This is a genomic window from Anoxybacteroides rupiense, from assembly GCF_014196195.1.
Lineage (GTDB): Bacteria > Bacillota > Bacilli > Bacillales > Anoxybacillaceae > Anoxybacteroides > Anoxybacteroides rupiense.
This window is the reverse complement of the sequence record NZ_JACIDF010000004.1, coordinates 348,589-372,735: the sequence shown is the minus strand read 5'-3', so window position 1 is coordinate 372,735 and position 24,147 is coordinate 348,589. Positions and strand designations below refer to the sequence as shown.

Here is a 24,147-nt window from a genome sequence, read left to right as displayed (position 1 = left end):
GCTTCTAACATCGCCATAAGGCGATAAGAAGCCGGTTTTTTGATCAAGCATATCTTTTGCTTTTTAAAAGCAAAAAAAGCGATAATGAAAACGTAAAATTTGGAAGGAGGAGAAGCAATGAACAGCTTACATGATGGAGCGATCTTACATAATGGTGTCAAAATGCCGTGGCTTGGATTTGGTGTTTGGAAAGTAAAGGATGGCGAGGAAGTAGTTCAAGCGGTGAAAACAGCGATTGAAGTAGGATACCGTCATATTGATACAGCCGCAGTCTATAAAAATGAACAAGGAGTCGGCCAGGCTATAAAGGAATCTGGCGTGCCGCGACAAGAGCTTTTTATTACTACAAAAGTGTGGAATTCAGATCAAGGATATGATACTACATTAAAAGCGTTTGAGGACAGTTTGCAAAAGCTTGGTCTTGATTATGTGGACCTTTATTTGGTTCATTGGCCTGTAAAGGGGAAGTATAAGGATACGTATCGTGCGCTTGAACAGCTATACAAAGATGGCCGCGTGCGCGCTATTGGAGTATGTAATTTTCAGATTCATCATTTAGAAGATTTGCTTGCGGATTGTCAAATTAAGCCGATGGTAAACCAAGTGGAGTATCATCCGCGCCTTACTCAAGAAGAGCTTCGATCCTTCTGCAAACAGCATGGAATTCAGTTGGAGGCTTGGTCGCCGCTTATGCAAGGGGAATTGCTTCATGATTCCACTTTAATTGAAATCGGAAAGAAATATGGAAAATCACCGGCACAAGTGATTCTTCGCTGGGATTTGCAAAACGAAGTGGTGACTATTCCAAAATCAGTCACTCCACATCGTATTAAAGAAAATGCAAACATTTTTGATTTTGAATTAACGGCAGAGGACATGGAGAAAATTAATTCCCTCAATAAAAATGAGCGGATCGGTCCCGATCCAGATAATTTTAATTTTTAACATATTCACTAAGAAGTTTCGCACCTTATAAAGTGGAGTTGGGAGAGATTCATGTATCCTTTCATCTCTAAGACGTCGTACTGTGAGAAAAAAGGTTGCTTGCTGTAAAAAGGTGTCATAAGAGAAGGTTTTCAGGTTGTAGTCAAAGTGAACATGGATTTTGGCTACAACCATTTTAATAGCCTCCATTTGTAGCGATGCTTCCACATCAAACTGGCTTGAAAACACAAATAAAGAATGCAGCTGGGAGGTGCAAATCGCACGAAAGAAGCTCATAAGCGGAAGAGCGATCGCCATTGATGGAGGATAAAAATGTTTATCATCAATTTAAGGCTTCATGATGGAAGCCTTTTTAATTTTATAGGGGGGAGAAGCTTCTTGTTCTGAAACCCAACGATGAAATAGAACAAGAGCTACGTCTATATATACATGACTTCGGCATTGGCTCCATTTGCGAATCATGGAGATCCAATAAAACGAAAAGATCGAAAGGTTCCCTCAATTTGATATGGCGAAAACACGGCTGAAGGGGAGAAGAGAATAAGCTATGAGCATGATAAAAAAGATGGAGCGAATCATCTTGAAAAAGCGGACAAGAATAAAAAGGAATTTGTATATGTATTCATTTTTTCCATACTAAAGGGTAAAGAGGACTTTGTTTGACGAAAAAATGCGAGGTACAGTAAAATATTAAATAGTATAACATGTTTTTCAGGATGTTATGCGACCATTAACGGAGGGTTTATGAATGTTTTTTCATCCGATGGATTTTTTAATTATGATTGCATTTGGCATTTCTCTGTGGGCGCAATTTAAAGTTTCGGGAAACTTTGAAAGATGGTCAAGAGTATTAGCTTCTTCCGGATTAACGGGAGCGGAAGTGGCCAGAATGATTTTAGACCGCAATGGTCTTTATCATGTGCCTGTTGAGCCAGTTCGAGGAAGATTAACGGACCATTATGATCCGATTTCCCGTGCTGTTCGCCTATCAGAACCAGTATATTACGGACGTTCCATCGCCGCCGTTTCTGTGGCAGCGCATGAGGTCGGCCATGCTGTCCAGCATAAGCAATCATATGGAGCGCTAGTGCTTCGCCACCGCATGTTCCCGATTGTTAATTTCACATCTGGAGCCGCTCCGTTCTTATTAATAGCGGGATTTCTTTTTAAGCAGCTTTCCCTTATTGGGCTAGGCATTATTTTCTTTTCCTTTGCTGTAGCGTTTCAGCTAGTCACGCTGCCCGTTGAATTTAATGCAAGCTCAAGAGCGAAGAAATTTATGCTTGCTGAAGGAATTATCCAGCGTGAAGAGGAGCGTGGAGTGAACAAGGTGCTGGGGGCAGCCGCTTTGACTTATGTGGCCGCTGCGCTTATTTCGGTGCTTGAGCTGTTGAAATATATACTTATCTTTACCCAAAGCAATAACGATGAAGAGTAACATACAATTCGTTTTGTAGGAGGTGTAATCCGCACACGGTCAACGTGTGCGGAAACTAATTGGACATATTTAATTTAGTGATAGTGGCTTTATTAATTGCGATTACCGGCTTTTTCGTTGCCTCGGAATTCGCTATCGTCAAGGTGCGGACATCAAGAATCGATCAATTGATTAGCGAAGGAAATAAACATGCGATTGCCGCGAAAAATGTTATTTCAAATTTGGATGAGTATTTATCAGCTAACCAGCTTGGGATTACGATTACATCGTTAGGATTAGGTTGGCTAGGGGAGCCGACTGTTGAGCGAATGCTCCTGCCGGTATTTGAAGGATTGGATTTATCCGAATCTCTCTCGCATGTTTTGTCTTTTATTATTGCCTTTGCTAGCATTACGTTTTTGCATGTGGTTGTTGGTGAACTGGCGCCGAAGACATTCGCAATTCAAAAAGCTGAAGCTATTACATTATTTACAGCAAAGCCGCTTATTTTGTTTTATAAGCTCATGTATCCATTTATTTGGACACTGAATACATCCGCACGCCTTGTAACCAATTTGTTTGGCTTGAAGCCTGCGTCAGAGCATGAGCTTGCGCATTCTGAAGAGGAATTGCGGCTTATTTTATCAGAGAGCTATAAAAGCGGGGAAATTAACCAATCTGAATATAAATACGTCAATAACATTTTCCGTTTTGATGACCGGGTGGCAAAGGAGATCATGGTACCGCGCAAAGAGATTGTAGCTCTTGATATGAATCATTCGATTCAAGAAAATCTCGAGATCATTAAAGAAGAAAAGTATACACGTTATCCGGTGATTGATGGAGATAAAGACCACGTTCTCGGTTTAATTAATGTAAAGGAAGTATTTACAGATCTCGTCGCTAATCGCTCACAAACGAAGGAGCTAAAGGATTATATTCGTCCAATCATTCAAGTGATTGAATCGATTGCCATTCATGATTTGCTTGTAAAAATGCAAAAAGAACGTATTCACATGGCGATTTTAGTGGACGAATATGGCGGAACGTCAGGACTTGTTACGGTTGAAGATATCTTGGAGGAAATTGTTGGTGAAATTCAAGATGAGTTTGACGTTGATGAGCTTCCGTTAATCCAAAAAATTGATGATCTGCATACAGTGGTTGATGGAAAAGTGTTGATTAGCGAGGTCAATGATTTATTTGGTCTGTCAATTGATGATAGTGACGTTGATACGATCGGCGGCTGGATTTTAACAGAACACTATGATATCAAAGAAGGCGACAGCATCGAGGTGGATCATTACTTGTTGAAGGTGCTGGAGATGGATGGTCATCATGTAAAAACGATTGAAGTCACGAGAAAGGAAGCTCAAGAGGAAGATCATTCGCTACATGGTGATGGAGAGGCCCAATTTCATTATTGATAGCAAAGTGTACAAAGCTAAGCTGTAGACAAAGTCCATTTGGACTTTGTCTACAGCTATTTTCATCCTCATCTATGGATGGCGATTGAAAAACGCTTGCAGACGATCAATGCAGCCGAGCGAGACTAATGGTGCATGATAAAAGCGTCTGCAAGGCAAGCTTTATGACCAGAGGGTATTAGGCAGCCATTTATCATTGCAAGGAGCTACGCAGCGAATGAATTCATTGGTAAAAGGGTGCGGGAAATCGAGCTTGAATGCATGAAGCGCCTGTCTTGACAATGGTTGGGCGCTTCCCTCATATAAACGATCGCCGACTAAAGGATGACCAATATAGCTCATATGCACGCGGATTTGATGTGTGCGTCCTGTCTCTAACGTAAGTTCGACCAATGAAGTTTGCTTTTTAAAGTCCGTATCGAGAACCCGATAATGGGTTACAGCGGCCAGGCCGGTTTTTGATACCCTTCGCCTTGTCGGATGATGGCGATCCCGTCCGATTGGTGCGTCAATGCTTCCGCTTTTCTCCTTTAAAATTCCATGAACAAGAGCTACATAGGTTCGTTTGATTTGCCGCTGTTCCAGCATACGGTCCAATATGGCACCTGCCAAAGCGTGTTTAGCAAATAAAATAGCTCCTGATGTATCCCGATCCAAGCGATGGATATGCCGAACCTTTGTAAAAATCCCCTTTGTTTGAAAATAGGCTGCTACAATGTTGGATAATGTGTTTGTTTGATTGGGAGAGGTTGGATGGACCTCCATTCCAGCAGCCTTATTTACGACGATAAGATGCTCGTCTTCCCACAAAATATCAAGCTCCTGATAGTTTGGTAAAATGTCGGACGTCTCAGGTTTATACACCCATATCTGGAATCGGTCGTTTTTTTGCAGGCGGGTTTGCCAAGACACTGTTTCTCCGTTTACTCTCACTCCTTTTTCCATTCGGAGTTGATGAAGCCATTTTTTTGGTGAATTCCACATGGTCCTTAATAAAGATTCGATCGTTTGTCCGTGCCAGTCGGACGGTACAGTAAATTCTAGCCATTCTCCTTTGCGAATTGTTAGCACATTTTTCACCTTCATTTTCTATCATTTATAAACTGAATAAGTAGTGCAGAGAGATAGCCAACAGCGTGCGCCCCGTTTTGGCCTATTACGCTCTAAATTCAACAAGAGTTAGGCGATTGGGACAAACCATATAGCTTTTAGAACATTCCTTATTTGGTCGCCTGACCGTCAAAAACGGATCGTCCTCCCAAGGGATCGAGTTATATCGATCATTTTTACATGTAACGTCCACTACCGCTAATAGAGTCATGAAACAATAGCAGTAAGAAACCGATGGGAGATTCTTGCATTGTGGAAATAATTTCTTTCACTATTGATTCAGCATGTATGATACACTCATAGTATCGTTGAACGATCTGAACATGCAAGAGTAGAATGTAGTAGAAAAAGGTGGTATGTAGCATTGAAGGTAGTGAATGCAGCGACAAAAGAGCATGAGGAGCATATCGGCGATTTAATTCATTGTTTTTATAGCGAAGTATTTCCGTGTTATTTTGACGATGAGCAGATTCAAAAATTTGAACAGTTGCAAATTCTCTCTATGGAAGGTTTGCGATATAACGGCACGATGAAAGAAGCATTCCAATTGATTTCGGCCTTGCAATCGCTCCTTACCGTCATTGAGTGCATTGAACATCATGGTATCCAAGAAGGATATCATCATTTATTTGAACGGAATGTTCAGTTGCTTGAGAAGTTTGGAATATCCTTTCCGTTTACTATTGACCAGTTCCGGAAAAAACGCCGCCGTATTTTTAGCATGTATTCGCGGCCGCAAAATGATTGGGTCATGTAAAAAGGACTCTTGCTGATGAGAGCCCTTTTTACTTAATCGATTCGAACCAATCGCGAAAAACGTTTTCCTCACGGTATCCGTCAATTCGCTTTACTTCTTTGCCATTTTCAAAGTGGACAATGGTCGGTGTCCCATCGATATGATACGTATCCCAGCCATCTTCAAACTCAAGCAAATTGAACAATTTCAAGTCAATGCCCATTTTTTTGGCAAGTGGAACGACGATCGGTGTTGTTTTTTCGCAGTGTGGGCAAGTAGGACTATAGAAATATACTGTCACCGTTTCATGATTATCGAGCTTTTTAGCAAGCTCATCTGGTAGGATGAGGTTTTTGTAGTTTGGATCATCCAGCTGTTCAATGGTGGCGGGATCTAACTTTTCTTTTTTATAAGGATTGTCTTTTGCTTTTTCAGTTTGCTGATAAGACGTGATCCAAGAGATTGCTAAGAATAAAGCGAGGATAACGGTCCCGAAAATCAAGATTTTTTTCAATTGAAATTCCCTTCCTTCACTGTTCGGATGATGAACGTGCTTAGTAGACTAATGATGGAGAACGCTGTGAGCGCTAAAAATGGAATGGTGATAAAGCCTAACCAATTAATGTATTGGCCTGTGCATGGAACGCGGCCGCAAGTAATCGCATGCTCTTGGAGTAGAGGCACTTTTTGGATTAAGTAATGGTAAAGTGAAATCGTGCCGCCGATCACAGACAGCGCCAAGCTATATCGTGCCATGCTATATTCCTTGCGAATAGCTGCTAGTCCTAAAAGAATGACCTGCGGATACATAAAAATGCGCTGAAACCAGCAAAGATCACACGGTATGAATTTCATCACTTCCGAAAAATAAAGACTTCCTAATGTGGCGATTAGAGCAGTTCCCCATGCACCCAGCAATAAATTTTCTACCATTTTTTCTTTTCGATTCATATCATGCTCCCTACTATCTTTTTTAATTGCTGCACGATGTGTGTGATGTCTATTACGGTTTGCCGTCTATGGCAGGCTTGAATCTTCCAATGATGGATTATCCATATAAACAGAAAGGTAGAAGAAGCGGACGACCGGAAGCAAGCGTGTGGACTTGCTTTCATCAGGGGCATATAACGCCATTGTTTGGCCGCCCGATCGTCGAAAATGAGCATGGCAAGCTGCATTCCATATACACGTGTGGCCGTGCACGCGATGGAATCTACCGTTATGTATTTTGAATAGTTTCATTATAGCGGAGGATAGGAAAAATGTAAAATTAGTAGGCACAGGTAGGATCTTGTAGTAAAATACATATATATGAAATCGTTTTCATATATACATAGATGGGAGTGATGAAAATGGAGAAGAAGTGGTGGAAAGAGGCGGTTGTGTATCAAATTTATCCGCGCAGCTTTAAGGATGCTGACGGTGACGGAATTGGCGATCTTCGCGGGATTATTTCTAAGCTTGATTATTTAAAAGAACTCGGAATTGATGTGGTTTGGCTATCTCCTGTATATCAATCGCCTAATGATGATAATGGATATGATATTAGCGATTACCGAAATATTATGGATGAATTCGGAACGATGGAAGATTGGGAAGAAATGGTGTCAGAAATGCATAAGCGCGGTATTAAATTGGTGATGGATTTAGTGGTCAATCACACATCGGATGAACATCCATGGTTTATCGAATCGCGGAAATCAAAGGATAATGCCTATCGAGACTATTATATTTGGCGCCCGGGAAAGGAAGGGAAGGAACCAAACAATTGGGAGTCGTTTTTTAGCGGTTCGGCATGGGAGTATGATGAAGCAACTGGAGAGTATTATTTGCATTTGTTTTCAAAAAAGCAGCCAGATTTGAATTGGGAAAATCCAAATGTCCGGAAAGAAATTTATGAAATGATGCGGTTTTGGCTCGACAAAGGGGTCGATGGCTTTCGAATGGATGTTATCAATATGATTTCGAAAGTGCCCGAACTGCCGGATGGAGAAGTATACGATGGGAAGAAATACGTATCGGGCAGCCGATATTTTATGAATGGACCGCGTGTGCATGAATTTTTGCAGGAAATGAATCGGGAGGTGTTATCCCATTACGATATTATGACGGTCGGCGAAACACCAGGTGTGACTCCAAAAGAAGGAATTTTATATACCGATCCGGCTCGATGCGAGCTAAATATGGTATTTCAATTTGAGCATGTTGATTTAGATTCTGGACCTGGAGGAAAATGGGATATTCGGCCGTGGAAGTTGGCTGATTTGAAAAAAACAATGACAAAATGGCAGAAAGAGTTAGAAGGAAAAGGATGGAATAGCCTTTATTTAAATAACCACGATCAGCCCCGCGCCGTATCTCGTTTTGGAGATGATAAGCAATATCGCGTGGAGTCTGCCAAAATGCTGGCGACCTTTCTTCATATGATGCAGGGAACGCCGTATATTTATCAAGGGGAAGAACTTGGAATGACCAATGTCCGTTTTTCATCGATCGAAGACTACCGCGATATTGAAACACTTAATATGTATAAAGAATATGTTGAAAAGTACGGTGAGAACCCGCAAGCCGTGCTTGAAAAAATTTATTATAAAGGGCGTGACAATGCACGAACGCCGATGCAATGGGATGATAGCAAACACGCCGGTTTTACCGATGGAACGCCTTGGATTCAGGTCAATCCAAATTATAAAGAAATCAATGCAAAAGCGGCACTTCAAGATCCGGATTCGGTTTTTCATTATTACAAAAAACTGATACAGCTCCGCAAGCAGCATCCTGTTATTGTATATGGAACGTACCATTTAATTTTAGAAGACCATCCATTGATTTATGCTTATACACGAGCTCTTGGAAACGAAAAGTTGGTGGTGATCACGAACTTTTCGAACGAGACCCCTGTTTTTCGCCTGCCTGAGGATATTGTATATACTGCAAAAGAGCTGCTTATTCACAATTATCCTGTCGAGGAAAGCGAAGAGCTTCATGAAATTCGCTTGCGTCCATGGGAAGCACGCGTTTATAAAATACAATAAAAGGAAAACGGGCGGCCTGATGTACAGCGCCCGTTTTTATTTTGACGATGACGAGATAAAAATATGCAAACATTAAAAATGTTGATGATCCATTATTAACATGTGAAATGGCTAAGCACAACCCTTTCTGGCTTTTCCCTAAACAAGAACGCCAGCGGCAAATTCATTTGTTGGCAAAGCATTCGTTGTTCAAGAACGATATCCTATAATCATGCTTAGTTCGCGACAAAAAACCGAGGGATTCAGTTTTTTCATTGGTGTTTATTGGATCATGAGCATACGTGTGCAAACATTATTTTCTATCTATATATCCGAACAAAGTGGTGACAATAATCGATGAAAGGAGAGGATGACATTGAATAACAACACTGTTGAAGGCATTATGACAAAAAATGTAGCGACAGTTTCTCCGAATCAAACGGTTCAAGAAGCCGCCGAGCTTATGAGCCAGAAAAATGTTGGCGCTCTTCCGGTTGTAGAAAACGGTCAAGTAAGAGGAATCATTACAGACCGTGATATTACATTGCGTACAACGGCAGATGGAAAAGGCGCTTCCATTCCGGTGTCCCAAGTAATGTCAACGAACCTTGTGACAGGAACGCCAAATATGAGCGTGGGAGAAGCCGCAAATGTGATGGCTCAGCATCAAATTCGCCGTTTGCCGATTGTTGAAAACAACCAGCTTCGCGGGATTGTGGCTCTAGGGGATATTGCTACTAATCAGCAGTATGACAATGCTGCAGAACAAGCCCTTACCAATATTTCTGAGCCTTCCCAGCCACAAGAATAACAAAAAGGATGCCTCTAATCAAGGGGCATCCTTTTTGTGCTAAATAAACATTTGCTTTTTTTTAGAACAGGAATATCGTATGATGGTGACGAATACAAAAGTAAGGGAATTTTGCAGGGAGGGATATGGCAATGAACTGGAAAAGCAAGTATGAGCAATGGATGACTTATGAGCATTTAGAAAAAGAGATAAAGCAGGAACTTCAGCAAAAAAGCAGGGATGAGAAATGGCTGGAGGATTGCTTTTATAAAAATTTGGAATTTGGCACGGGCGGGATGCGCGGAGAAATTGGCCCAGGGGTTAACCGTATGAACATATATACAGTTCGTAAAGCATCTGAAGGGTTAGCAAGATACATAGAGTCGTTCGGAGAAGAAGCGAAAAAAAGAGGGGTTGTTATCGCTTACGATTCTCGGCATAAATCGCCAGAATTTGCGATGCAAGCGGCGCGAACTTTGGCTACACATGGAATTCAAACATACGTATTCAATGAGCTCCGTCCGACACCAGAGCTTTCATTTGCCGTGCGCTATTTAAAGGCATTTTCAGGCATTGTGATTACTGCAAGCCATAACCCGCCAGAATACAATGGGTATAAGGTATATGGCCCTGATGGTGGACAGCTTCCGCCCGATGCCGCTGATCAAGTGATTCATTATGTGAATAAAGTGGAAAATGAATTAGCTCTCCATGTGGAAGAAGAAGCAGTATTAAAAGAAAAAGGACTTATTCAAATCATTGGAGAAGAGATCGATCAAGCCTATATCGATCAGATAAAGACAATTTCCCTTAATCCAGAGCTTCCTAAAGAAATTGATGTGAAAGTGGTCTTTACGCCGCTTCACGGCACAGCTAATAAGCCGTTGCGCCGCGCTCTTGAAGCGTTTGGTTATAAGCACGTTGCTGTGGTAAAAGAGCAGGAGCTTCCCGATCCGAATTTTTCAACTGTTTCTTCTCCAAACCCAGAGGAGCATGCAGCATTTGAACGGGCCATTCAACTCGGGAAAGAGATGGAAGCAGATTTGCTCATCGCTACAGACCCAGATGCGGATCGGCTTGGGATTGCCGTAAAAAACGAAACGGGTGAATATGTTGTATTAACAGGAAATCAAACAGGCGGTTTACTGCTTCATTATATTTTGTCGCAAAAAAAGAAAAAAGGAATCCTTCCTGAAAACGGAGTCGCTTTAAAAACGATTGTGACATCGGAATTTGGCCGCGATATTGCTGCATCATTTGGAATCGAAACAGTCGATACGTTAACAGGCTTTAAATTTATTGGGGAAAAAATTAAAGAGTATGAACGGACAAAGCAATATGTTTTTCTGTTTGGCTATGAGGAAAGCTACGGTTACTTAATTGGCGATTTCGCGCGCGATAAAGACGCGATTCAAGCAGCTGCATTGGCAGTTGAAGTATGCGCCTTCTATAAAAAGCAAGGGCTGTCTTTATATGATGCTTTAATGCAGTTATTTGAGCAGTATGGATATTATCGCGAAGGATTGGAATCGCTCACATTGAAAGGAAAAGAAGGGGCGGAGCAAATTCAAGCTCTGTTGGCTTCTTTCCGACAGCATCAGCCAACGGAGGTCGCTGGAAAGAAAATTGTGATGATCGAAGACTATGAAGCCCGTGAGCGCGTAGAAACAGCAACCGGAGAGGTCACGGCCATTACGCTGCCTAAATCTAATGTGTTAAAATACTATCTGGAGGATGGATCTTGGTTTTGCTTGCGCCCGTCAGGAACTGAGCCAAAAGCCAAAGTTTATTTTGGAGTGAAAGGCCGTTCGATGGATGATAGTGAACAGCGTTTACACGAATTGTCTGAAGCTGTTATGAAACAGGTGCATGCTTATTTAAATGAATCCGCTAACCGCTAAGCATGAAGTCTCGTATGTTTAAAAAAAGGATATAGCAGCAGAAAGGATGTTGACCGTGTTAAAAGATCAAGTAGCGATTGTCACAGGTGCTTCACGCGGAATCGGAAAGGAAATTGCTTTTCAACTGGCTCAGCATGGGGCAAAACTGGCGCTCGTTGGAAGCTCAGAGACGATTCATCAGACAGGAAAGGAACTGAAGGAGCAGGGAGCGCCATTTGTGGAAACATTTCAAGCTGATGTAGCAAATGAACAGCAAATGAGTGAATTGGTTGCCCAAACGCTGAAGCAGTTTGGACAAATTGATATCCTAGTTAATAACGCAGGAATCGGATTTTTTAAGCCAATAGAGGAAACAACGCTCGAAGAATGGAAAAAGATTTTTGAAGTCAATGTCCAAGGCGTATTTATTGGAACAAAAGCGGTCCTTCCTCATATGAAAGAGCGGAGAACAGGAACGATTATTACTATTTCTTCGGATGTGGGGCGCTATACGATCCCTAATGGAGCGGCTTATACGGCGACAAAATATGCGGTACAAGGTTTTTCTGGTTCGCTTGCACAGGAAGCGAGAGAATATGGCATTCGCGTTGGTACGATCAACCCGGGAATGGTGGATACATATTTTGCGAATTCGGTGCAAGGAGCACCGGAAAAGCAAAAATGGCTACAGGCGCGTGATGTGGCCAATGCCGTGATTTACATGGCTAGCGCTCCTAAGCATATGCTTATTGATGAGATTGTGCTTCATCCGTTTATACAGACATATCCAGTTGTTTAGCGGGTAAGGAAAGGACCATCCCTATTGCGGCATGCTTTCAGATTGTAGACAAAGTCAATTTTGACTTTGTCTACAATCATTTTAAGCCTCTATTGAGTTCTTTTTCTTCCATCTCAGACTGTCTTGAAAGCGTTTGTCCAACAGTCTGTGCCAATGCCTATTTCGGCATTGTCTTTTTTTATAGCAGCTGGAATCGCATCTTTTAGCATGGGGATTTTAATGATAAATATTATTTTTGTTTTCAACGATTAAACCAAAACAATGAGCTATTTCACACGTTTGCATCGAAGGCAGCATGGTTCAAGCTTGGTCACACGAATATATGAACGAAGGCAAGCTCATTTTCCACCAGTCATTGATCGTTCGTTGCGTGGATTCACTTTTGGCGAATGGTTATCAGGAGATTCATAAGAGGAAGCTTGAATCCTAACAGAAAGAAGGAAGAAAATGGTAAAAGAGATGAAGCGTGTTCAAGCATTGCAGACGATGAAAACGATCGCTGAAACATTAAATGAGGCCAATGATTTGCAAGAAATGCTGCCGACGGTGTTAAGACAACTAATCGATGTTACAGGACTGGAATGCGGATGGATTTTTTTGGTTGAAGAAGATGGAACCTATACTTTAATGGCTGATTATGAATTGCCGCCTGCTTTAATGAGAGAAAATAAAAAACCGATGTGTGAAGGGATATGCTGGTGTTTAGAACGTTATCAGGATGGCAGACTGAAAAACGCCGTCAATATTATCGAGTGCAAACGGCTAAAAGAAGCGATAGTAAAAAATCGAGGAGAAACAAACGGAATTACTCATCATGCGACCGTTCCTTTGCGTGCCGGAGACGAGCAGTTTGGGATTTTAAATGTTGCTTCTCCTCATAAACAGCGTTTTTCCAAAGAGGAACTAGCTCTTTTAGAGTCAGTTGCTTATCAGATCGGAACGGCTATTAAACGTATAAAGCTTGTGGAAAATGAACAAAAGCTTGCCTTGCTTGCGGAGCGAAATCGACTGGCGCGCGATTTGCATGACTCGGTCAGCCAATTGCTGTTTTCATTGCTGCTGACAGCGAGCGGTGCCAAGGAAATAGCGACAGAAGAAAACATAAAAGAAGCGCTAGAGCATATGCAAACATTAGCACAAGAGGCGCTTCATGAAATGCGAGCCTTAATTTGGCAGCTTCGTCCCCAAGGTTTAGAAAATGGTGTTGCCAGCGCATTGATGAACTATAGCAAAATGCTTGGATTAAATGTAAAGCTTGATATTGAAGGAGTGCTTGATTTACCCAATGAAATCGAACAATGCTTATGGCGGGTCGGACAAGAAGCGTTAAATAACTGTAAAAAGCATGCTGGTGTTTCCGAAGTGGAGATCATGCTGTCCGTGCAAAACGAACGCGTGGCTGTAAAAATTAGCGATAAAGGGTGCGGATTTCATTATACAGGAGCAGAAACGTTATCGCTGGGATTGAAGAGCATGAAAGAACGGGTAGAAGCAGTAAACGGCGTTTTTAGTATGAAAAGCTCCATTGGAAAGGGAACAGCAATTGAATTATCGATCCCACTAAAGAAGGAGGGGAAATTGTGAGTATAAAAGTGTTAATTGTCGATGATCATCATATCGTACGAAGAGGGTTAGTGTTTTTTTTAAAAACTCAAAAAGACATTGAGGTTGTTGGAGAGGCGGCAAATGGCGCGGAAGCCGTTCAACTTGTTATGGAGCATCAGCCAGATCTTGTTATCATGGATCTTGTTATGCCGGTCATGGATGGAATTGAAGCGACGAAGAAAATGAAGGAACGATCTCCAAAGACGAAGATTCTCATTTTAACAAGCTTTGCTGATCAAGACCATGTGATTCCAGCTATTCGTGCTGGCGCATCTGGTTATCAATTAAAGGATATTGAGCCTGATCATCTCGTTGCTGTTATCCGTTCTATACATAGAGGAGAAAGCGAACTCCACACTAAAGTGATTCCGCATGTTATGAATCATTTGCATTATCAAGAGCCAGCAAATAAGATAGAGGAACTGACGAAGCGCGAAAAAGAAGTATTGGCTGAAATTGCGAAAGGAAAAAGTAATAAAGAAATTGCCGCCTCTTTAATGATTACAGAAAAAACAGTCAAGACACATGTATCAAATATTTTGGCAAAACTAGGACTTGCTGATCGCACGCAAGCCGCTTTGTACGCTGTCAAACATCTCGGACTTTAGTTGTAGTGTCCTTTCCGTCCATTTTCGTAAAAGAAAATCAGTTTATTGAAGGAGTTAGCGATCATTTATGTAGCTTATATTAAAAATAGGAAAAATCATAAGGAGAGATGAGCATGAAACTAGTAGTAATCAATGGAAGTCCGCGTCAAATGGGGAGAACTGGAATCGTTGCAGAATATATTGCGAAGAATTATGGAGCTGAGCTAATTGATTTAAGCAAGCCCGCATTGCCGCTATACAACGGGGAAGAAAGCCAAAATCTGTTACCGGCTGTTATTCGCCTGCGTCAGCTCGTTCAACAAGCTGATGGTGTTGTTCTTTGTTCTCCGGAGTATCATAGTGCGATGAGCGGGGCTCTAAAAAATGCGCTTGATTTCTTAGGAAAAAACGAATTTGAGCATAAACCAGTTGCATTAATTGCTGTTGGTGGAGGAGGAAAAGGAGGCATAAATGCTCTCAATAACATGCGAACGGTTATGCGTGGTGTATATGCCAATGTAATTCCTAATCAGCTTGTGCTGGATCCGGTAAGCTTTGCAGAGAAAAGTTTGACAGCCACAGCAGCGGAACAGGTTGATGTGATTATAGCGACTCTGACTCGTTATATGAAGGCCTCCAAATGGCTAAAGATAGATCATGAATAGCCTCTATCGGGATCGCCGATTGCACTATTTGTTACTAGCCAATACCTTTTCATCTATTGGAACAGGGATTACGATGACAGCTATTCCTTGGCTTTTCGTTCAAAAAAGCGGCGGCGAAACGGCGTTCGGATATATGACAACTGCGATAACGATCATGATGTTTTTGTTGACGCCATATATCGGGATGTGGATCGACCGTTTTTCTCGGAAGAAAATATTGCTTGCTGGGGAGGTAATAGGATTTTCCATCTCGTTACTCTTTGCTTTGCTTGGAAGAGCAGGAGAATATAAAGTTTGGCATTTAGCCGTTTTGTTTGCAAGTGGCTCCCTTTATTATTTTCTTATTTATCCAACCTTGTTTGCTTTCAATCAAGAATTATTTGTTAAGGAGCAATATAAACAGTTAAATGGAATGATGGAAATTCAAGGTCAGTTGGCGACGGTCATATCTGGAGGAGCGGCAAGCGTAATGATTGACCACATTCCATTTTCATGGATTTTATCGCTTGATGCACTGACCTATGTACTGGCCTTTTTGTGCATATGGCTGATTCCGTACAAACGTTCTTTTGTTGAGAGCAAGGATCAATCATTGTTCCGCGAAAAGATGCTCGAAGCATATCGCTACATGAAGGAGAGACCATCGTTATTTTGGTTCCTTCTCGCTTCATTTATGCCGTTTATTGGAGTCATGATGACCAATTATCTTCATCCCATTTATATTGCCGATGTGCTGAAGCAAGGCAGTTCCGTATATGGCATCCAAAGTATGGTGTATGGAATTGGAGCCGCTATAGCTGGACTGGTGACTCCTATTTTATTGAAACGCATGGCGATAGAAAGAAGTGTCGCTTTAAGCGTCGGTATTTATGCAGTTAGTATCACGATGTTTCTTTTATGTCAACAGACGGCGATCTTTTATGTACTTGTGGTTCTTACGGCATTTGCCAATGCGGGGGCAAGAGTAGCGCGCAGTTCATTGATGATGGAAAGCATCCCCAATGATAAAATGGGTCGAGTGGACAGTTTGTTCCGCGCTTTAGGATTTATGATCCGGACTCTATTGTTAAGTGTGTTTACAGGCGCTGTTGCGGCTCAGCATATTTTGTTTCCGTATGCCATATTAAGCATCTTATTAATCATTTCTACTTTGGCTGTGATAAAGTTTTCCTCTCCAGTAAAAAAAGAGCATCATCTGTCTATTTAGAGAGGGAACTTCACACACTAGGATTTGCATCAATATGGAGTGTGGGCCGTTTTTGATGAAACAACACCGCTTTATAAAACGATCAATAAAATTAAAAGCGGCATGTTTGGCCGCAAACTTTTTATCAAAAATGCGCGGTAAATCGAGTAATTTTATCTGGTATAAAACATGCTAACAAGGAAGGGAAATCCCTTCCTTGTTTTTATGGAGAATAATGTATATATGGCTCATCTCCAATATCGTACTCCCTCTCGCTCATCTCTAAAGCATGGTCAATGTATCGCAGCAAGGAGGTGAGTCGTCGCTGAATGACAGAATAATCATACTCAAAATTATAAGCATGAAGAAAATGTTCAATTTTTTTGGAAAGCAAATCATCTTGTGTACGTACCATTAAAATAAGCAGATGATCCCATTCGGAACGGTGGGTGTAGTATAACGCTTTATCATAATCCATTGTGTTCAATGTGCATGCCTCCTTCATCGAGGAGCTATTGTTAGTTTATGATGTACAGCGTATTTGTTGTGGTGTAAATGTTGTTCAATGAGGTAAAAAATAATTATAAACGAAAATGGTATAAAATAGTTGTTAGAAATGTTGCAATTTTGTGACAAAAATATTATCCTTAAAGAAAGGGGATGATAAATATGAATACACGGTACGAAGGGAAAGCGATTACACAAATGTGTAAAATGATGGCTTCAGTAGGGTTGATCGTTGGATTTGCACTATTTTTACTAAGCTTCATTGCAAACAATTACAATAAAGATTTCTTTCTCACCATTATTAGCTTAGGGATTATGGGATCGTCCATGTTTATGTTTGGATTTGGAACATTTATGGGGATTTTAACCGACACCTTTCAAAAAGGAGAAGCGAAGCCTTAAGCGATTCTGCTGAGATGATTTTCACGATAGCACGCCAAAAGCACAAGGGTGCCCAATATTAAGCGGGATACCCTTGTGCTTTTATGATGCATTTTCCTTTGTTGTTATGCGCTGGTAGTAAACATAACCGGCAATCAATAAACCAATCATGAGGATGCCAAGAAGGTAGAGGCTGTAATGCTCCATATAATGCCGTATATTTCTCCAATCTCTCCCTAATATCCTTCCAAAAGTGGTAAAGGTAAATACCCAAAAAAAAGCGCCTGTATAAGCGTAAGCGGCAAATTTTTTAAAACGGTATTCATTCGTTCCGGCCAGAAATGCTGAAACATGCCGAATCCCGGGAACAAAATAGCCGATAAATAAGAGGAAAGGTCCCATTTTAGCGAAGAGAACTTTTGCTTGCTCAATCCTCTTCTCTGACATATGCATTTTTGGACCGAATTTGTGCAAAAACGAGGTTCCTAAGCGTATACCTAAGTAATAGCTGACTGAGATGCCGAGGAGCGCACCGATGAAGCTGCAGCCTAGTGCTGCCGGATATGACATGGCACCTGTAAAAACGTTATATCCAACATATGTTAATAGTACTTCATCAGGAACAGGGAGGCCAATGACTCCTCCTGCTAAAGCAACCATAATGCCAATGTAGCCGAATTGCTCGATAAAATGATGTAAATGCTGCTCCATCTAATCACCGCACTTTTTATTTTTAAATTTGTCCCTTCCCAATTATAAACGATTTCAACAAGCAAAAGAAATATACGAGTGACAATGTTAACTTTTCCTTGTGTGGAGTGGAATGTTTAACATACTCCACCAAGAAGTCTCCCGCCTCTTAACGGATCATGGGTGGGAGAGGGTCATTCGTCTATTTTAGGTGATATATCCACCATTGGATTACAAAAAGAAACGAGGGGTCTATTTTTTGGCTGTTGCCTGTCCGCCAAAATCGGTCATTATCTGTTCGTTAAAGAACCAACATCTTGAACTTCTATATCAAGAAGGCTTGTCCATGAGCAAAACCGCCAAATTCTTTATTGCAGCTTATATCCAGATATATGGATGATCCACCCTCTCTAAACAGAGTGTAGGCGGGGGCATAAGATGGAAGCTGACGCTTTTAGCATCAGCTTCTTGCTTGCTCAAGGGCTAAGATGGAAAAACGAAGCGCGTGCTCGATTTCATCGGTCATTGCGCGAAAGAACACATCGCGGATATGCTGATCATGGGTCGAAAGATAGGTGTTTCGATATTGTTCATATGCTTCAAATTCGTCTTCTCGAGCTATTTTTAATCCTTCAGCAAATGACGAAAAGGTTTTCGACTCAGCTTGATAAACAGGTTGTGCACCAAACAAGGAGATGTACAAATGAACAAATTGTTGTAAATGCGCTTGTTCATCTTTCAACGCATGAGAGATGTATAACTTTTCTTCGTTTGTCTTTGCCAGCTGCATGAGCTGGGTATAAAAATGAATAGCGGTAGCTTCTCCTTTCATTCCATTTAATAAATCGTTTGCTAATTTTCGGATACTGCCTGTTTTAGGCTGTTCACGATAATAAGTAGCATATGGATCATAGTAGTACAATAGCTTTCCCCCCTTTCTCTTCGCTTTATGATATGCGCGGAGAAAGAGGAGAGTGTATTTTTGAGCGGCAGATTTTGTGTATGTTTGCACATGGCTCATTGTCTATTTTTTTGCCGCTTAGATTGTGTGTCATGAAGATCATTCCTTTATTTATGCTGGTGTTTTTGTTGATTTTTATGCGTATATTCATTGAAACAATGGCCCATATTAAAATCGTTATCAATTTCAAAAGGGAGGACAAGTGCAATGGATGTAAGAAGGGCGCGAGAAATTGCTGCATCTCCGATCATGGCCGACGTCACTTATAACGGAGAACGCATTTATATTGAACAAGTAGATGAACAAAATGAAATGGCGGTTGTTTATCCGTTAGGAAATCCAAATCATAAACAACGGGTATCCGTATCAAGCTTACACGAACATTAAAAAGCAAGCTAGAAAAACACCACATTCACAGTGGTGTTTTTTGTTTGACTTTTTCAACTACAGTATGTAGGATATAACTACATATTGTAGTTGAGAGGAGGATAAAGATTGAAAATCAATCATTTTAAGATGAATGAAGAAGGTTTAAAACGTTTCTTTGGAGCATTGGAGTCACAGGTCATGAATTATATTTGGACAGCAGGAGAGGTTACGGCTAAAGATGTTCAACAGCATATTTGCCGGGAAAAGCCAATCTCGATCAATGCGGTGATGACCGTCATGAACAGGCTAGCGGATAAAGGCCATCTTCGTAAAGAAATGAGGGGAAGAATAGCCTATTTTACTTCCATTCAAACGAAAGAGCAGTTTTTGTCCGAGCAAACGAAATCAGTCGCATACGGTTTAATTGAAGAGTTTGGCGGACTGGCTGTAGCGCATATGGTGGATGCAATTCGTGATTTAGATCCTTCTTTGCTGGAAAAATTAAAGGAAAAATTAAACGAATCTAAAAGAGGGAAGAATGAATGACTTTAAAAAGCAAATCAACTCTTGTATTTGCTAGTGTGGTTTTGTTTGCGGCATTAACTCTAGCCGAAATAGCGCTATTTTTATTTCATCATTTTGCGGCCATTGTGCTTGAGTGGTTAAAATACCCATTTTCCATGACAGCCAACGATAAGAATGTTGTATTTGCAACAGCTCTAAGTCTGTTTTTTATTTTTTTATTAATAAAAATGATTGGGAATATGGGGAAGCAACTGTTTCTATCTAAAAAGTGGTACACGGCGTTTTTGCTTTTGGCAGATGAAGTTCGTACTCAGCATATGAACGTTAAGTACCCGGAATTGGGCAATCGAATTTTAGTGATTAAGAATGAAGAGTTTATTGCACTGACGATTGGTTTCATAAAGCCTAAAATCGTGCTATCCACTTTTGTTATCGAACATTTTTCAGAGGCGGAACTGCGCGCTATCTTGTTTCATGAACAATTTCACGCGATGCAGCGAGATCCGTTAAAACTTATGCTGATAAAGACGGTTTCTGAACAACTAGGTTACATTCCTCTTATCAAGCACCTTGCACAATATTACCGCATTTCACGAGAATTGCTTGCTGATCAACACGCGATGAGAAAAATGAAGAACAGCACTCCGCTTGGAAACGTCCTCTTAAAAGTAGCGGAAATGGGAGAACATGAATTGTTAAATGAAGGAGCGGCGCATTTTGCTAAATCACCGCTGAATTATCGCATTATGCAAATGTTGGAACCACAAAAGGATATTGCGTTCTCTTTTTTCCATAAAAAGTTATGGCCTGTTTCTTTGGCACTGTCGGCGGCTAATGTGTATATTTTTTTGGAGTGTGCCGTCAGTTTAGCATTTTGCCATACATTCTTTATTTGAGGGGAGAAAGAAGCGAAATGAGAAAAAAAATATGTTTCACTCTTATGGCGATTTTTATATCAGCCAGTGGCTGCAGCCAATCAAACAACAGCCATGAAAGCGAGCAAATGCATCACGGAGATCAGCAGCAGGGCGTGGCTCATAACGAAATGCACGAGCACATGAGTAAAGAAAATCATGCGGCTACGCAAATGGTTTGGAAGTTTGCGGAAAAGCCTCTGAAAAGCAATGAACAAGCCCATTTAACGATACAAATTCAGGATCAAAAAGGGAATCCCGTTCAAGATTTTGAAATTCAGCATGAAAAACAGATGCATCTGATTATCGTAAGCAGCGATTTATCGTATTTTGATCATCTGCATCCTAAATATAAAGGTAACGGCTTATTTACAACGGCCGTCACGTTCCCAAGCGGTGGCGAATATCAGCTGTATGCTGATTATGTTCCAAAAGGGGGAGATCCTACAGTTAAAAATGATGATGTTGTCGTTCAAGGAGAAAAGGCAAAGGCTGTTCCGCTTCAACCGGACGAGCATTTAACTAAAGTGGCAGAGGGAAAAGAAATTACGCTGTCTTTTGATAAGCTCGTAGCTGGACAAGAGGCGACATTGACATTTCGTTTAAAAGATGAAAAGAGCGGCAAGCCTATTCATTTACAGCCATATTTAGGTGCCATGGGACATGTTGTCATTATCCGAAAAGGAAGCTATGATTATTTGCACGCGCATCCGATTGACGAACAGGCCGAAGGATCAGAAGCTTCATTTATGGTCCAGTTTCCTAAAGACGGAATTTATCAAGTTTGGGCACAGTTTCAACACGAAGGAAAGGTGATTACTGTTCCGTTTACGGTGAGCGTTTCTTCATAAGAGGACAGTTTATAGGCATGCCTTGTTTCTAAAAGCTTGGGTGGATAAACAAGCGATCTACACGTATCAAATGCTCTTTTTTCTCATACATTTAGGATAAGAGAAAAAGGAGGAGATGCGCATGAGGCAAGGCGAGTTGAAAGAGCTAGAACGGGCGATTGCGGAGATTACGGAGATTGCTGAAGGCTTTGGCTTAGACTTTTATCCGATGCGATATGAGATTTGTCCTGCTGACATTATTTATACATTTGGCGCCTATGGAATGCCGACACGTTTTTCTCACTGGAGCTTTGGGAAACAATTTTACAAGATGAAGCTTCATTATGATTTAGGGCTGAGTAAAATTTATGAGCTAGTTATTAATTCCGATCCATGCTATGCATTTTTGTTAGATTCGAATTCATTAATTCAAAATAAATTGATTGTCGCTCATGTCTTGGCCCATAGCGACTTTTTCAAAAATAATGTCCGCTTTAGCAACACAAAACGAGATATGGTCGAAAGCATGGCTGCGACGGCAGAGCGGATTAAACATTATGAACACCAGTATGGAAAATTAGAGGTGGAAAAATTTTTAGATGCAGTCTTGGCTATTCAGGAGCATATTGATCCATCTCTGCTTCGGTCGAAGCTGTCGTGGACGCTTGCGGATACAGAAATTGAAGAAGAGGAAGAGGGCGTAAAGCCGACTCCATATGATGATTTATGGTTGCTCGATGAACGAAATAAATCCACCGCTCCCCCGCGTAAAAAACGGCGAAAAATTCCGCCGCAGCCGGAGAAGGATGTGCTTTTGTTTATTGAAGAATACAGCCGCGAGCTGGAAGAATGGCAACGCGATATTTTAACAATGATGCGGGAAGAAATGCTCTATTTTTGGCCGCAGCTTGAAACAAAAATTATGAATGAAGGCTGGGCGTCCTATTGGCACCAGCGCATTTTGCGGGAGATGGATTTGACGAGCGATGAAGCGATTGAGTTTGCTAAGCTCAATGCGGGAGTTGTCCAGCCGTCGCGCACAAGCATAAATCCGTATTATTTAGGGTTGAAAATATTTGAAGATATCGAAGAACGATGGAATAATCCAACAGAGGAGATGAAAAGAAGGGGCGTTCAGCCGGGATCAGGGCGTGCCAAAATTTTTGAGGTGCGCGAGCTTGATTCAGATATTTCCTTTCTCCGCAACTATTTAACGAAAGAGCTAGTGATGCGTGAGGATATGTACTTATTCCAAAAACAAGGCAAGGATTATAAAATTGTTGACAAAGACTGGGAGCATGTTCGCGATCAGCTAGTCAGTACTCGTGTGAATGGGGGATTTCCATACATTACCGTTAATGACGGAGATTATATGCGCAATGGCGAATTGTATTTAAAGCATTGGTATGAAGGAATTGAACTTGATATTAAATATTTAGAAAAGGTGCTTCCTTATATTTATCAGCTTTGGGGACGAACCGTTCATATGGAAACAATTGTTGAAAATAAACCGGTACTGTTCACATATGAAGGGAAGACGGTGCATCGGAAATTTATATAATGAACAAAGCTACTGGCAGTTGGGCACCCTAATTGTTAGATAGATCTAGCAATTAGGGTGCAATTTTTATGGGAAAATATCAATCAGGCTTAACCGTGGAAGGAGGGATGAGGAACATCGAGGTTGAAGACGAGGCGGTTATAGATTTGACTTCGTTATTTATTGAAGTGTATGACAAAAATCTAAAAAGTACTGTTTCAGCCCATTTTCCGGTTTTGTGCGGCCATCTGATCGTGAAAAAAATGCAAGCTTATCTATGCATCTATATTAGGGGCTGGTGCAAGGGACATTAGTATATACGAGATTCTAGCCATATTCCCGTGAGAACTTTCGTTAAAACGCAATCGAAAATTGGTAAAATGATCTTAGGATTGAACCCTATTTTTTTCTCATGTATAGTACAGGAAAGAGCGGGAGGTGCGCAATATGCAAGCGGAGAAAGAACGAGTCGCTACTATTGACTCAAAATATATTCAGCAGCATTTGGCAAACGAACGAACCTATTTAGCGTGGATTCGAACGGCGATTGCTATTACCGGTATCGGTTTTTTAATCATTAATTTACATATCAAATCTTCTTTCCATACGTTGCCGAATGCAGCTGTGCAATGGATCGGCATACTGTCGGTACTGGCTGGAGTCAGCACCATCATTTTTTCAACTGTCAGCTATTTTCAAAAAGCGAAACAAATTAATGAACAAACCTTTCGGACATCAAGACCGTTGATTCTCTTTTTATCAACTTTAATGTTTGCAGTTGTGGCCATGTTTGGACTGTATTTTTTTGCTGTTCTTTTATAATCAGCGATCCTTTTTATATGGATGTAACCGATTTTTGGATGATGGGCCTCGTATGATTTGGCGCAGTTAGCTTTCTAGAAAGAAGGTTATGAAAGGGATACTGTAGCGAAAAATAGATCCCGCATTTATTATTTAGCTGTTAAAGCTAAAGAAATCTGTCCATTGTTGTGAATCGTCCGAAGTCTTAATCAGCAGAAAAATACAATGTCAAATGTTGTGCTTATTCATTTGTTGCTGATTTCCGTCTTTTAGTGCATAAGATTTTAGACGTTCATACGCTGACACATTGTTGTTTTCAGATCAGGCCCCTAGTTTGTTGTTGATAACTGAGGGAAAACAACATTGACATCACACAATATTTATTTTACTATATACCTATATAGGTAATATACATGTATGGGTATTTATTTTTGAAAAGGAACAGTACAAGAATGAGACATCCAATGT

26 protein-coding genes are annotated in these 24,147 nt (G+C 41.0%); 20 read left to right on the top strand and 6 right to left on the bottom strand.

Annotated features, from left to right (window positions below; genetic code table 11):
- The first annotated feature begins 117 nt into the window (after nucleotides 1-117).
- The 3 genes from GGQ95_RS09640 (at nucleotide 118) to GGQ95_RS09630 (ending at nucleotide 3,789) form a co-directional block, all read left to right on the top strand.
- Nucleotides 118-945, top strand: coding sequence for an aldo/keto reductase (locus tag GGQ95_RS09640; protein ID WP_044745561.1), 828 nt, complete (start codon nucleotides 118-120; stop codon nucleotides 943-945).
- Nucleotides 946-1,693: 748 nt separating this feature from the next.
- Nucleotides 1,694-2,383: a zinc metallopeptidase gene (locus GGQ95_RS09635; protein ID WP_044745564.1), complete on the top strand. Its 690-nt coding sequence runs from the start codon at nucleotides 1,694-1,696 to the stop codon at nucleotides 2,381-2,383.
- Nucleotides 2,384-2,442: 59 nt separating this feature from the next.
- Nucleotides 2,443-3,789 carry a hemolysin family protein gene (locus GGQ95_RS09630; protein WP_066147915.1) on the top strand — a complete coding sequence of 449 codons (1,347 nt, stop codon included), beginning with the start codon at nucleotides 2,443-2,445 and terminating at the stop codon, nucleotides 3,787-3,789.
- A gap of 162 nt (nucleotides 3,790-3,951) precedes the next feature.
- Here GGQ95_RS09630 and GGQ95_RS09625 read toward each other — a convergent pair whose 3' ends face one another.
- Nucleotides 3,952-4,875: an RluA family pseudouridine synthase gene (locus GGQ95_RS09625; RefSeq protein WP_066147918.1), complete on the bottom strand. Its 924-nt coding sequence runs from the start codon at nucleotides 4,873-4,875 to the stop codon at nucleotides 3,952-3,954.
- 397 nt (nucleotides 4,876-5,272) lie between these two features.
- Here GGQ95_RS09625 and GGQ95_RS09620 point away from each other — a divergent pair, with 397 nt between their 5' ends.
- A complete protein-coding gene (locus GGQ95_RS09620) occupies nucleotides 5,273-5,656 on the top strand; it encodes a DUF5365 family protein (protein WP_311975544.1) in 384 nt (127 codons plus the stop codon).
- A gap of 28 nt (nucleotides 5,657-5,684) precedes the next feature.
- On the opposite strand, the gene GGQ95_RS09615 is transcribed toward GGQ95_RS09620, so the two are convergent.
- Nucleotides 5,685-6,149, bottom strand: a complete 465-nt coding sequence (locus GGQ95_RS09615) for a thioredoxin family protein (protein WP_066147924.1) — start codon at nucleotides 6,147-6,149, stop codon at nucleotides 5,685-5,687.
- Nucleotides 6,146-6,586: a disulfide formation protein C gene (locus GGQ95_RS09610; protein ID WP_159719366.1), complete on the bottom strand. Its 441-nt coding sequence runs from the start codon at nucleotides 6,584-6,586 to the stop codon at nucleotides 6,146-6,148. The genes GGQ95_RS09615 and GGQ95_RS09610 overlap by 4 nt, the downstream gene beginning before the upstream one ends.
- Before the next feature lie 401 nt (nucleotides 6,587-6,987).
- Between GGQ95_RS09610 and GGQ95_RS09605 the strand changes: the two genes are divergently transcribed.
- From GGQ95_RS09605 to GGQ95_RS09570, 8 genes are all read left to right on the top strand, one after another.
- Nucleotides 6,988-8,670 (top strand): glycoside hydrolase family 13 protein, encoded by a 1,683-nt coding sequence (locus GGQ95_RS09605; RefSeq protein WP_183186670.1) that lies wholly within the window; start codon nucleotides 6,988-6,990, stop codon nucleotides 8,668-8,670.
- A 349-nt stretch (nucleotides 8,671-9,019) separates the two neighbouring features.
- Nucleotides 9,020-9,460, top strand: a complete 441-nt coding sequence (locus GGQ95_RS09600) for a CBS domain-containing protein (RefSeq protein WP_044745572.1) — start codon at nucleotides 9,020-9,022, stop codon at nucleotides 9,458-9,460.
- A 131-nt stretch (nucleotides 9,461-9,591) separates the two neighbouring features.
- A complete protein-coding gene (locus GGQ95_RS09595; protein ID WP_183186669.1) occupies nucleotides 9,592-11,340 on the top strand; it encodes a phospho-sugar mutase in 1,749 nt (582 codons plus the stop codon).
- Between the two features lie 55 nt (nucleotides 11,341-11,395).
- Nucleotides 11,396-12,118: an SDR family oxidoreductase gene (locus tag GGQ95_RS09590; protein WP_066147937.1), complete on the top strand. Its 723-nt coding sequence runs from the start codon at nucleotides 11,396-11,398 to the stop codon at nucleotides 12,116-12,118.
- A 447-nt stretch (nucleotides 12,119-12,565) separates the two neighbouring features.
- The gene (locus GGQ95_RS09585; protein WP_066147939.1) at nucleotides 12,566-13,702 is read left to right on the top strand and encodes a GAF domain-containing sensor histidine kinase; all 1,137 of its coding nucleotides are present in this window, start codon (nucleotides 12,566-12,568) and stop codon (nucleotides 13,700-13,702) included.
- Nucleotides 13,699-14,331, top strand: a complete 633-nt coding sequence (locus GGQ95_RS09580; protein WP_066147941.1) for a response regulator — start codon at nucleotides 13,699-13,701, stop codon at nucleotides 14,329-14,331. Before GGQ95_RS09585 ends, GGQ95_RS09580 begins: the two co-directional genes overlap by 4 nt.
- Before the next feature lie 113 nt (nucleotides 14,332-14,444).
- Nucleotides 14,445-14,975 carry an NADPH-dependent FMN reductase gene (locus tag GGQ95_RS09575; protein WP_066147943.1) on the top strand — a complete coding sequence of 177 codons (531 nt, stop codon included), beginning with the start codon at nucleotides 14,445-14,447 and terminating at the stop codon, nucleotides 14,973-14,975.
- Nucleotides 14,976-14,994: 19 nt separating this feature from the next.
- Nucleotides 14,995-16,182, top strand: a complete 1,188-nt coding sequence (locus GGQ95_RS09570) for an MFS transporter (protein ID WP_244963656.1) — start codon at nucleotides 14,995-14,997, stop codon at nucleotides 16,180-16,182.
- A gap of 202 nt (nucleotides 16,183-16,384) precedes the next feature.
- Here the strand turns inward: GGQ95_RS09570 and GGQ95_RS09565 are convergent, their stop codons facing one another.
- Nucleotides 16,385-16,648 carry a YhdB family protein gene (locus GGQ95_RS09565; protein WP_044745579.1) on the bottom strand — a complete coding sequence of 88 codons (264 nt, stop codon included), beginning with the start codon at nucleotides 16,646-16,648 and terminating at the stop codon, nucleotides 16,385-16,387.
- 182 nt (nucleotides 16,649-16,830) lie between these two features.
- Between GGQ95_RS09565 and GGQ95_RS09560 the strand changes: the two genes are divergently transcribed.
- On the top strand, nucleotides 16,831-17,070 hold the full coding sequence (locus GGQ95_RS09560; protein ID WP_044745580.1) for a hypothetical protein: 240 nt from the start codon (nucleotides 16,831-16,833) through the stop codon (nucleotides 17,068-17,070).
- A gap of 81 nt (nucleotides 17,071-17,151) precedes the next feature.
- Here the strand turns inward: GGQ95_RS09560 and GGQ95_RS09555 are convergent, their stop codons facing one another.
- Both GGQ95_RS09555 and GGQ95_RS09550 read right to left on the bottom strand, forming a co-directional pair.
- Entirely contained in the window at nucleotides 17,152-17,760 is a 609-nt protein-coding gene (locus GGQ95_RS09555; RefSeq protein ID WP_066147948.1) for a DedA family protein, read from the bottom strand.
- 439 nt (nucleotides 17,761-18,199) lie between these two features.
- Nucleotides 18,200-18,661: a ferritin-like domain-containing protein gene (locus GGQ95_RS09550; protein WP_044745582.1), complete on the bottom strand. Its 462-nt coding sequence runs from the start codon at nucleotides 18,659-18,661 to the stop codon at nucleotides 18,200-18,202.
- Nucleotides 18,662-18,907: 246 nt separating this feature from the next.
- On the opposite strand from GGQ95_RS09550, the gene GGQ95_RS09545 reads away from it, so the two are divergent.
- The 7 genes from GGQ95_RS09545 to GGQ95_RS09515 all read left to right on the top strand — a co-directional run bounded on the left by GGQ95_RS09545 (nucleotide 18,908) and on the right by GGQ95_RS09515 (nucleotide 23,700).
- A complete protein-coding gene (locus tag GGQ95_RS09545) occupies nucleotides 18,908-19,087 on the top strand; it encodes a small acid-soluble spore protein H (RefSeq protein ID WP_044745583.1) in 180 nt (59 codons plus the stop codon).
- A 108-nt stretch (nucleotides 19,088-19,195) separates the two neighbouring features.
- Nucleotides 19,196-19,615, top strand: a complete 420-nt coding sequence (locus GGQ95_RS09540; protein WP_066147952.1) for a BlaI/MecI/CopY family transcriptional regulator — start codon at nucleotides 19,196-19,198, stop codon at nucleotides 19,613-19,615.
- Nucleotides 19,612-20,490, top strand: a complete 879-nt coding sequence (locus tag GGQ95_RS09535) for a M56 family metallopeptidase (protein ID WP_066147953.1) — start codon at nucleotides 19,612-19,614, stop codon at nucleotides 20,488-20,490. The genes GGQ95_RS09540 and GGQ95_RS09535 overlap by 4 nt, the downstream gene beginning before the upstream one ends.
- Nucleotides 20,491-20,507: 17 nt before the next feature.
- Nucleotides 20,508-21,359, top strand: coding sequence for a DUF8832 domain-containing protein (locus tag GGQ95_RS09530; protein WP_080860450.1), 852 nt, complete (start codon nucleotides 20,508-20,510; stop codon nucleotides 21,357-21,359).
- A 121-nt stretch (nucleotides 21,360-21,480) separates the two neighbouring features.
- Complete coding sequence (locus tag GGQ95_RS09525) at nucleotides 21,481-22,899, top strand: SpoVR family protein (protein WP_066147960.1); 1,419 nt, start codon at nucleotides 21,481-21,483, stop codon at nucleotides 22,897-22,899.
- A 68-nt stretch (nucleotides 22,900-22,967) separates the two neighbouring features.
- Nucleotides 22,968-23,192: a hypothetical protein gene (locus GGQ95_RS09520; protein ID WP_066147962.1), complete on the top strand. Its 225-nt coding sequence runs from the start codon at nucleotides 22,968-22,970 to the stop codon at nucleotides 23,190-23,192.
- 133 nt (nucleotides 23,193-23,325) lie between these two features.
- On the top strand, nucleotides 23,326-23,700 hold the full coding sequence (locus tag GGQ95_RS09515; protein WP_044745586.1) for a YidH family protein: 375 nt from the start codon (nucleotides 23,326-23,328) through the stop codon (nucleotides 23,698-23,700).
- The last annotated feature ends 447 nt before the right edge of the window (nucleotides 23,701-24,147 follow it).

Bases quoted from the DNA above. Each gene is read 5' to 3' on its own strand.
- GGQ95_RS09605 (WP_183186670.1), top strand. From the start codon at position 6,988: ATGGAGAAGAAGTGGTGGAAAGAGGCGGTTGTGTATCAAATTTATCCG.
- GGQ95_RS09640 (WP_044745561.1), top strand. From the start codon at position 118: ATGAACAGCTTACATGATGGAGCGATCTTACATAATGGTGTCAAAATG.
- GGQ95_RS09525 (WP_066147960.1), top strand. From the start codon at position 21,481: ATGAGGCAAGGCGAGTTGAAAGAGCTAGAACGGGCGATTGCGGAGATT.
- GGQ95_RS09625 (WP_066147918.1), bottom strand. From the start codon at position 4,875: ATGAAGGTGAAAAATGTGCTAACAATTCGCAAAGGAGAATGGCTAGAA.
- GGQ95_RS09515 (WP_044745586.1), top strand. From the start codon at position 23,326: ATGCAAGCGGAGAAAGAACGAGTCGCTACTATTGACTCAAAATATATT.
- GGQ95_RS09575 (WP_066147943.1), top strand. From the start codon at position 14,445: ATGAAACTAGTAGTAATCAATGGAAGTCCGCGTCAAATGGGGAGAACT.
- GGQ95_RS09595 (WP_183186669.1), top strand. From the start codon at position 9,592: ATGAACTGGAAAAGCAAGTATGAGCAATGGATGACTTATGAGCATTTA.
- GGQ95_RS09560 (WP_044745580.1), top strand. From the start codon at position 16,831: ATGAATACACGGTACGAAGGGAAAGCGATTACACAAATGTGTAAAATG.
- GGQ95_RS09520 (WP_066147962.1), top strand. From the start codon at position 22,968: ATGGGAAAATATCAATCAGGCTTAACCGTGGAAGGAGGGATGAGGAAC.
- GGQ95_RS09555 (WP_066147948.1), bottom strand. From the start codon at position 17,760: ATGGAGCAGCATTTACATCATTTTATCGAGCAATTCGGCTACATTGGC.
- GGQ95_RS09585 (WP_066147939.1), top strand. From the start codon at position 12,566: ATGGTAAAAGAGATGAAGCGTGTTCAAGCATTGCAGACGATGAAAACG.
- GGQ95_RS09635 (WP_044745564.1), top strand. From the start codon at position 1,694: ATGTTTTTTCATCCGATGGATTTTTTAATTATGATTGCATTTGGCATT.
- GGQ95_RS09535 (WP_066147953.1), top strand. From the start codon at position 19,612: ATGACTTTAAAAAGCAAATCAACTCTTGTATTTGCTAGTGTGGTTTTG.
- GGQ95_RS09530 (WP_080860450.1), top strand. From the start codon at position 20,508: ATGAGAAAAAAAATATGTTTCACTCTTATGGCGATTTTTATATCAGCC.
- GGQ95_RS09600 (WP_044745572.1), top strand. From the start codon at position 9,020: ATGACATTGAATAACAACACTGTTGAAGGCATTATGACAAAAAATGTA.
- GGQ95_RS09610 (WP_159719366.1), bottom strand. From the start codon at position 6,586: ATGAATCGAAAAGAAAAAATGGTAGAAAATTTATTGCTGGGTGCATGG.
- GGQ95_RS09545 (WP_044745583.1), top strand. From the start codon at position 18,908: ATGGATGTAAGAAGGGCGCGAGAAATTGCTGCATCTCCGATCATGGCC.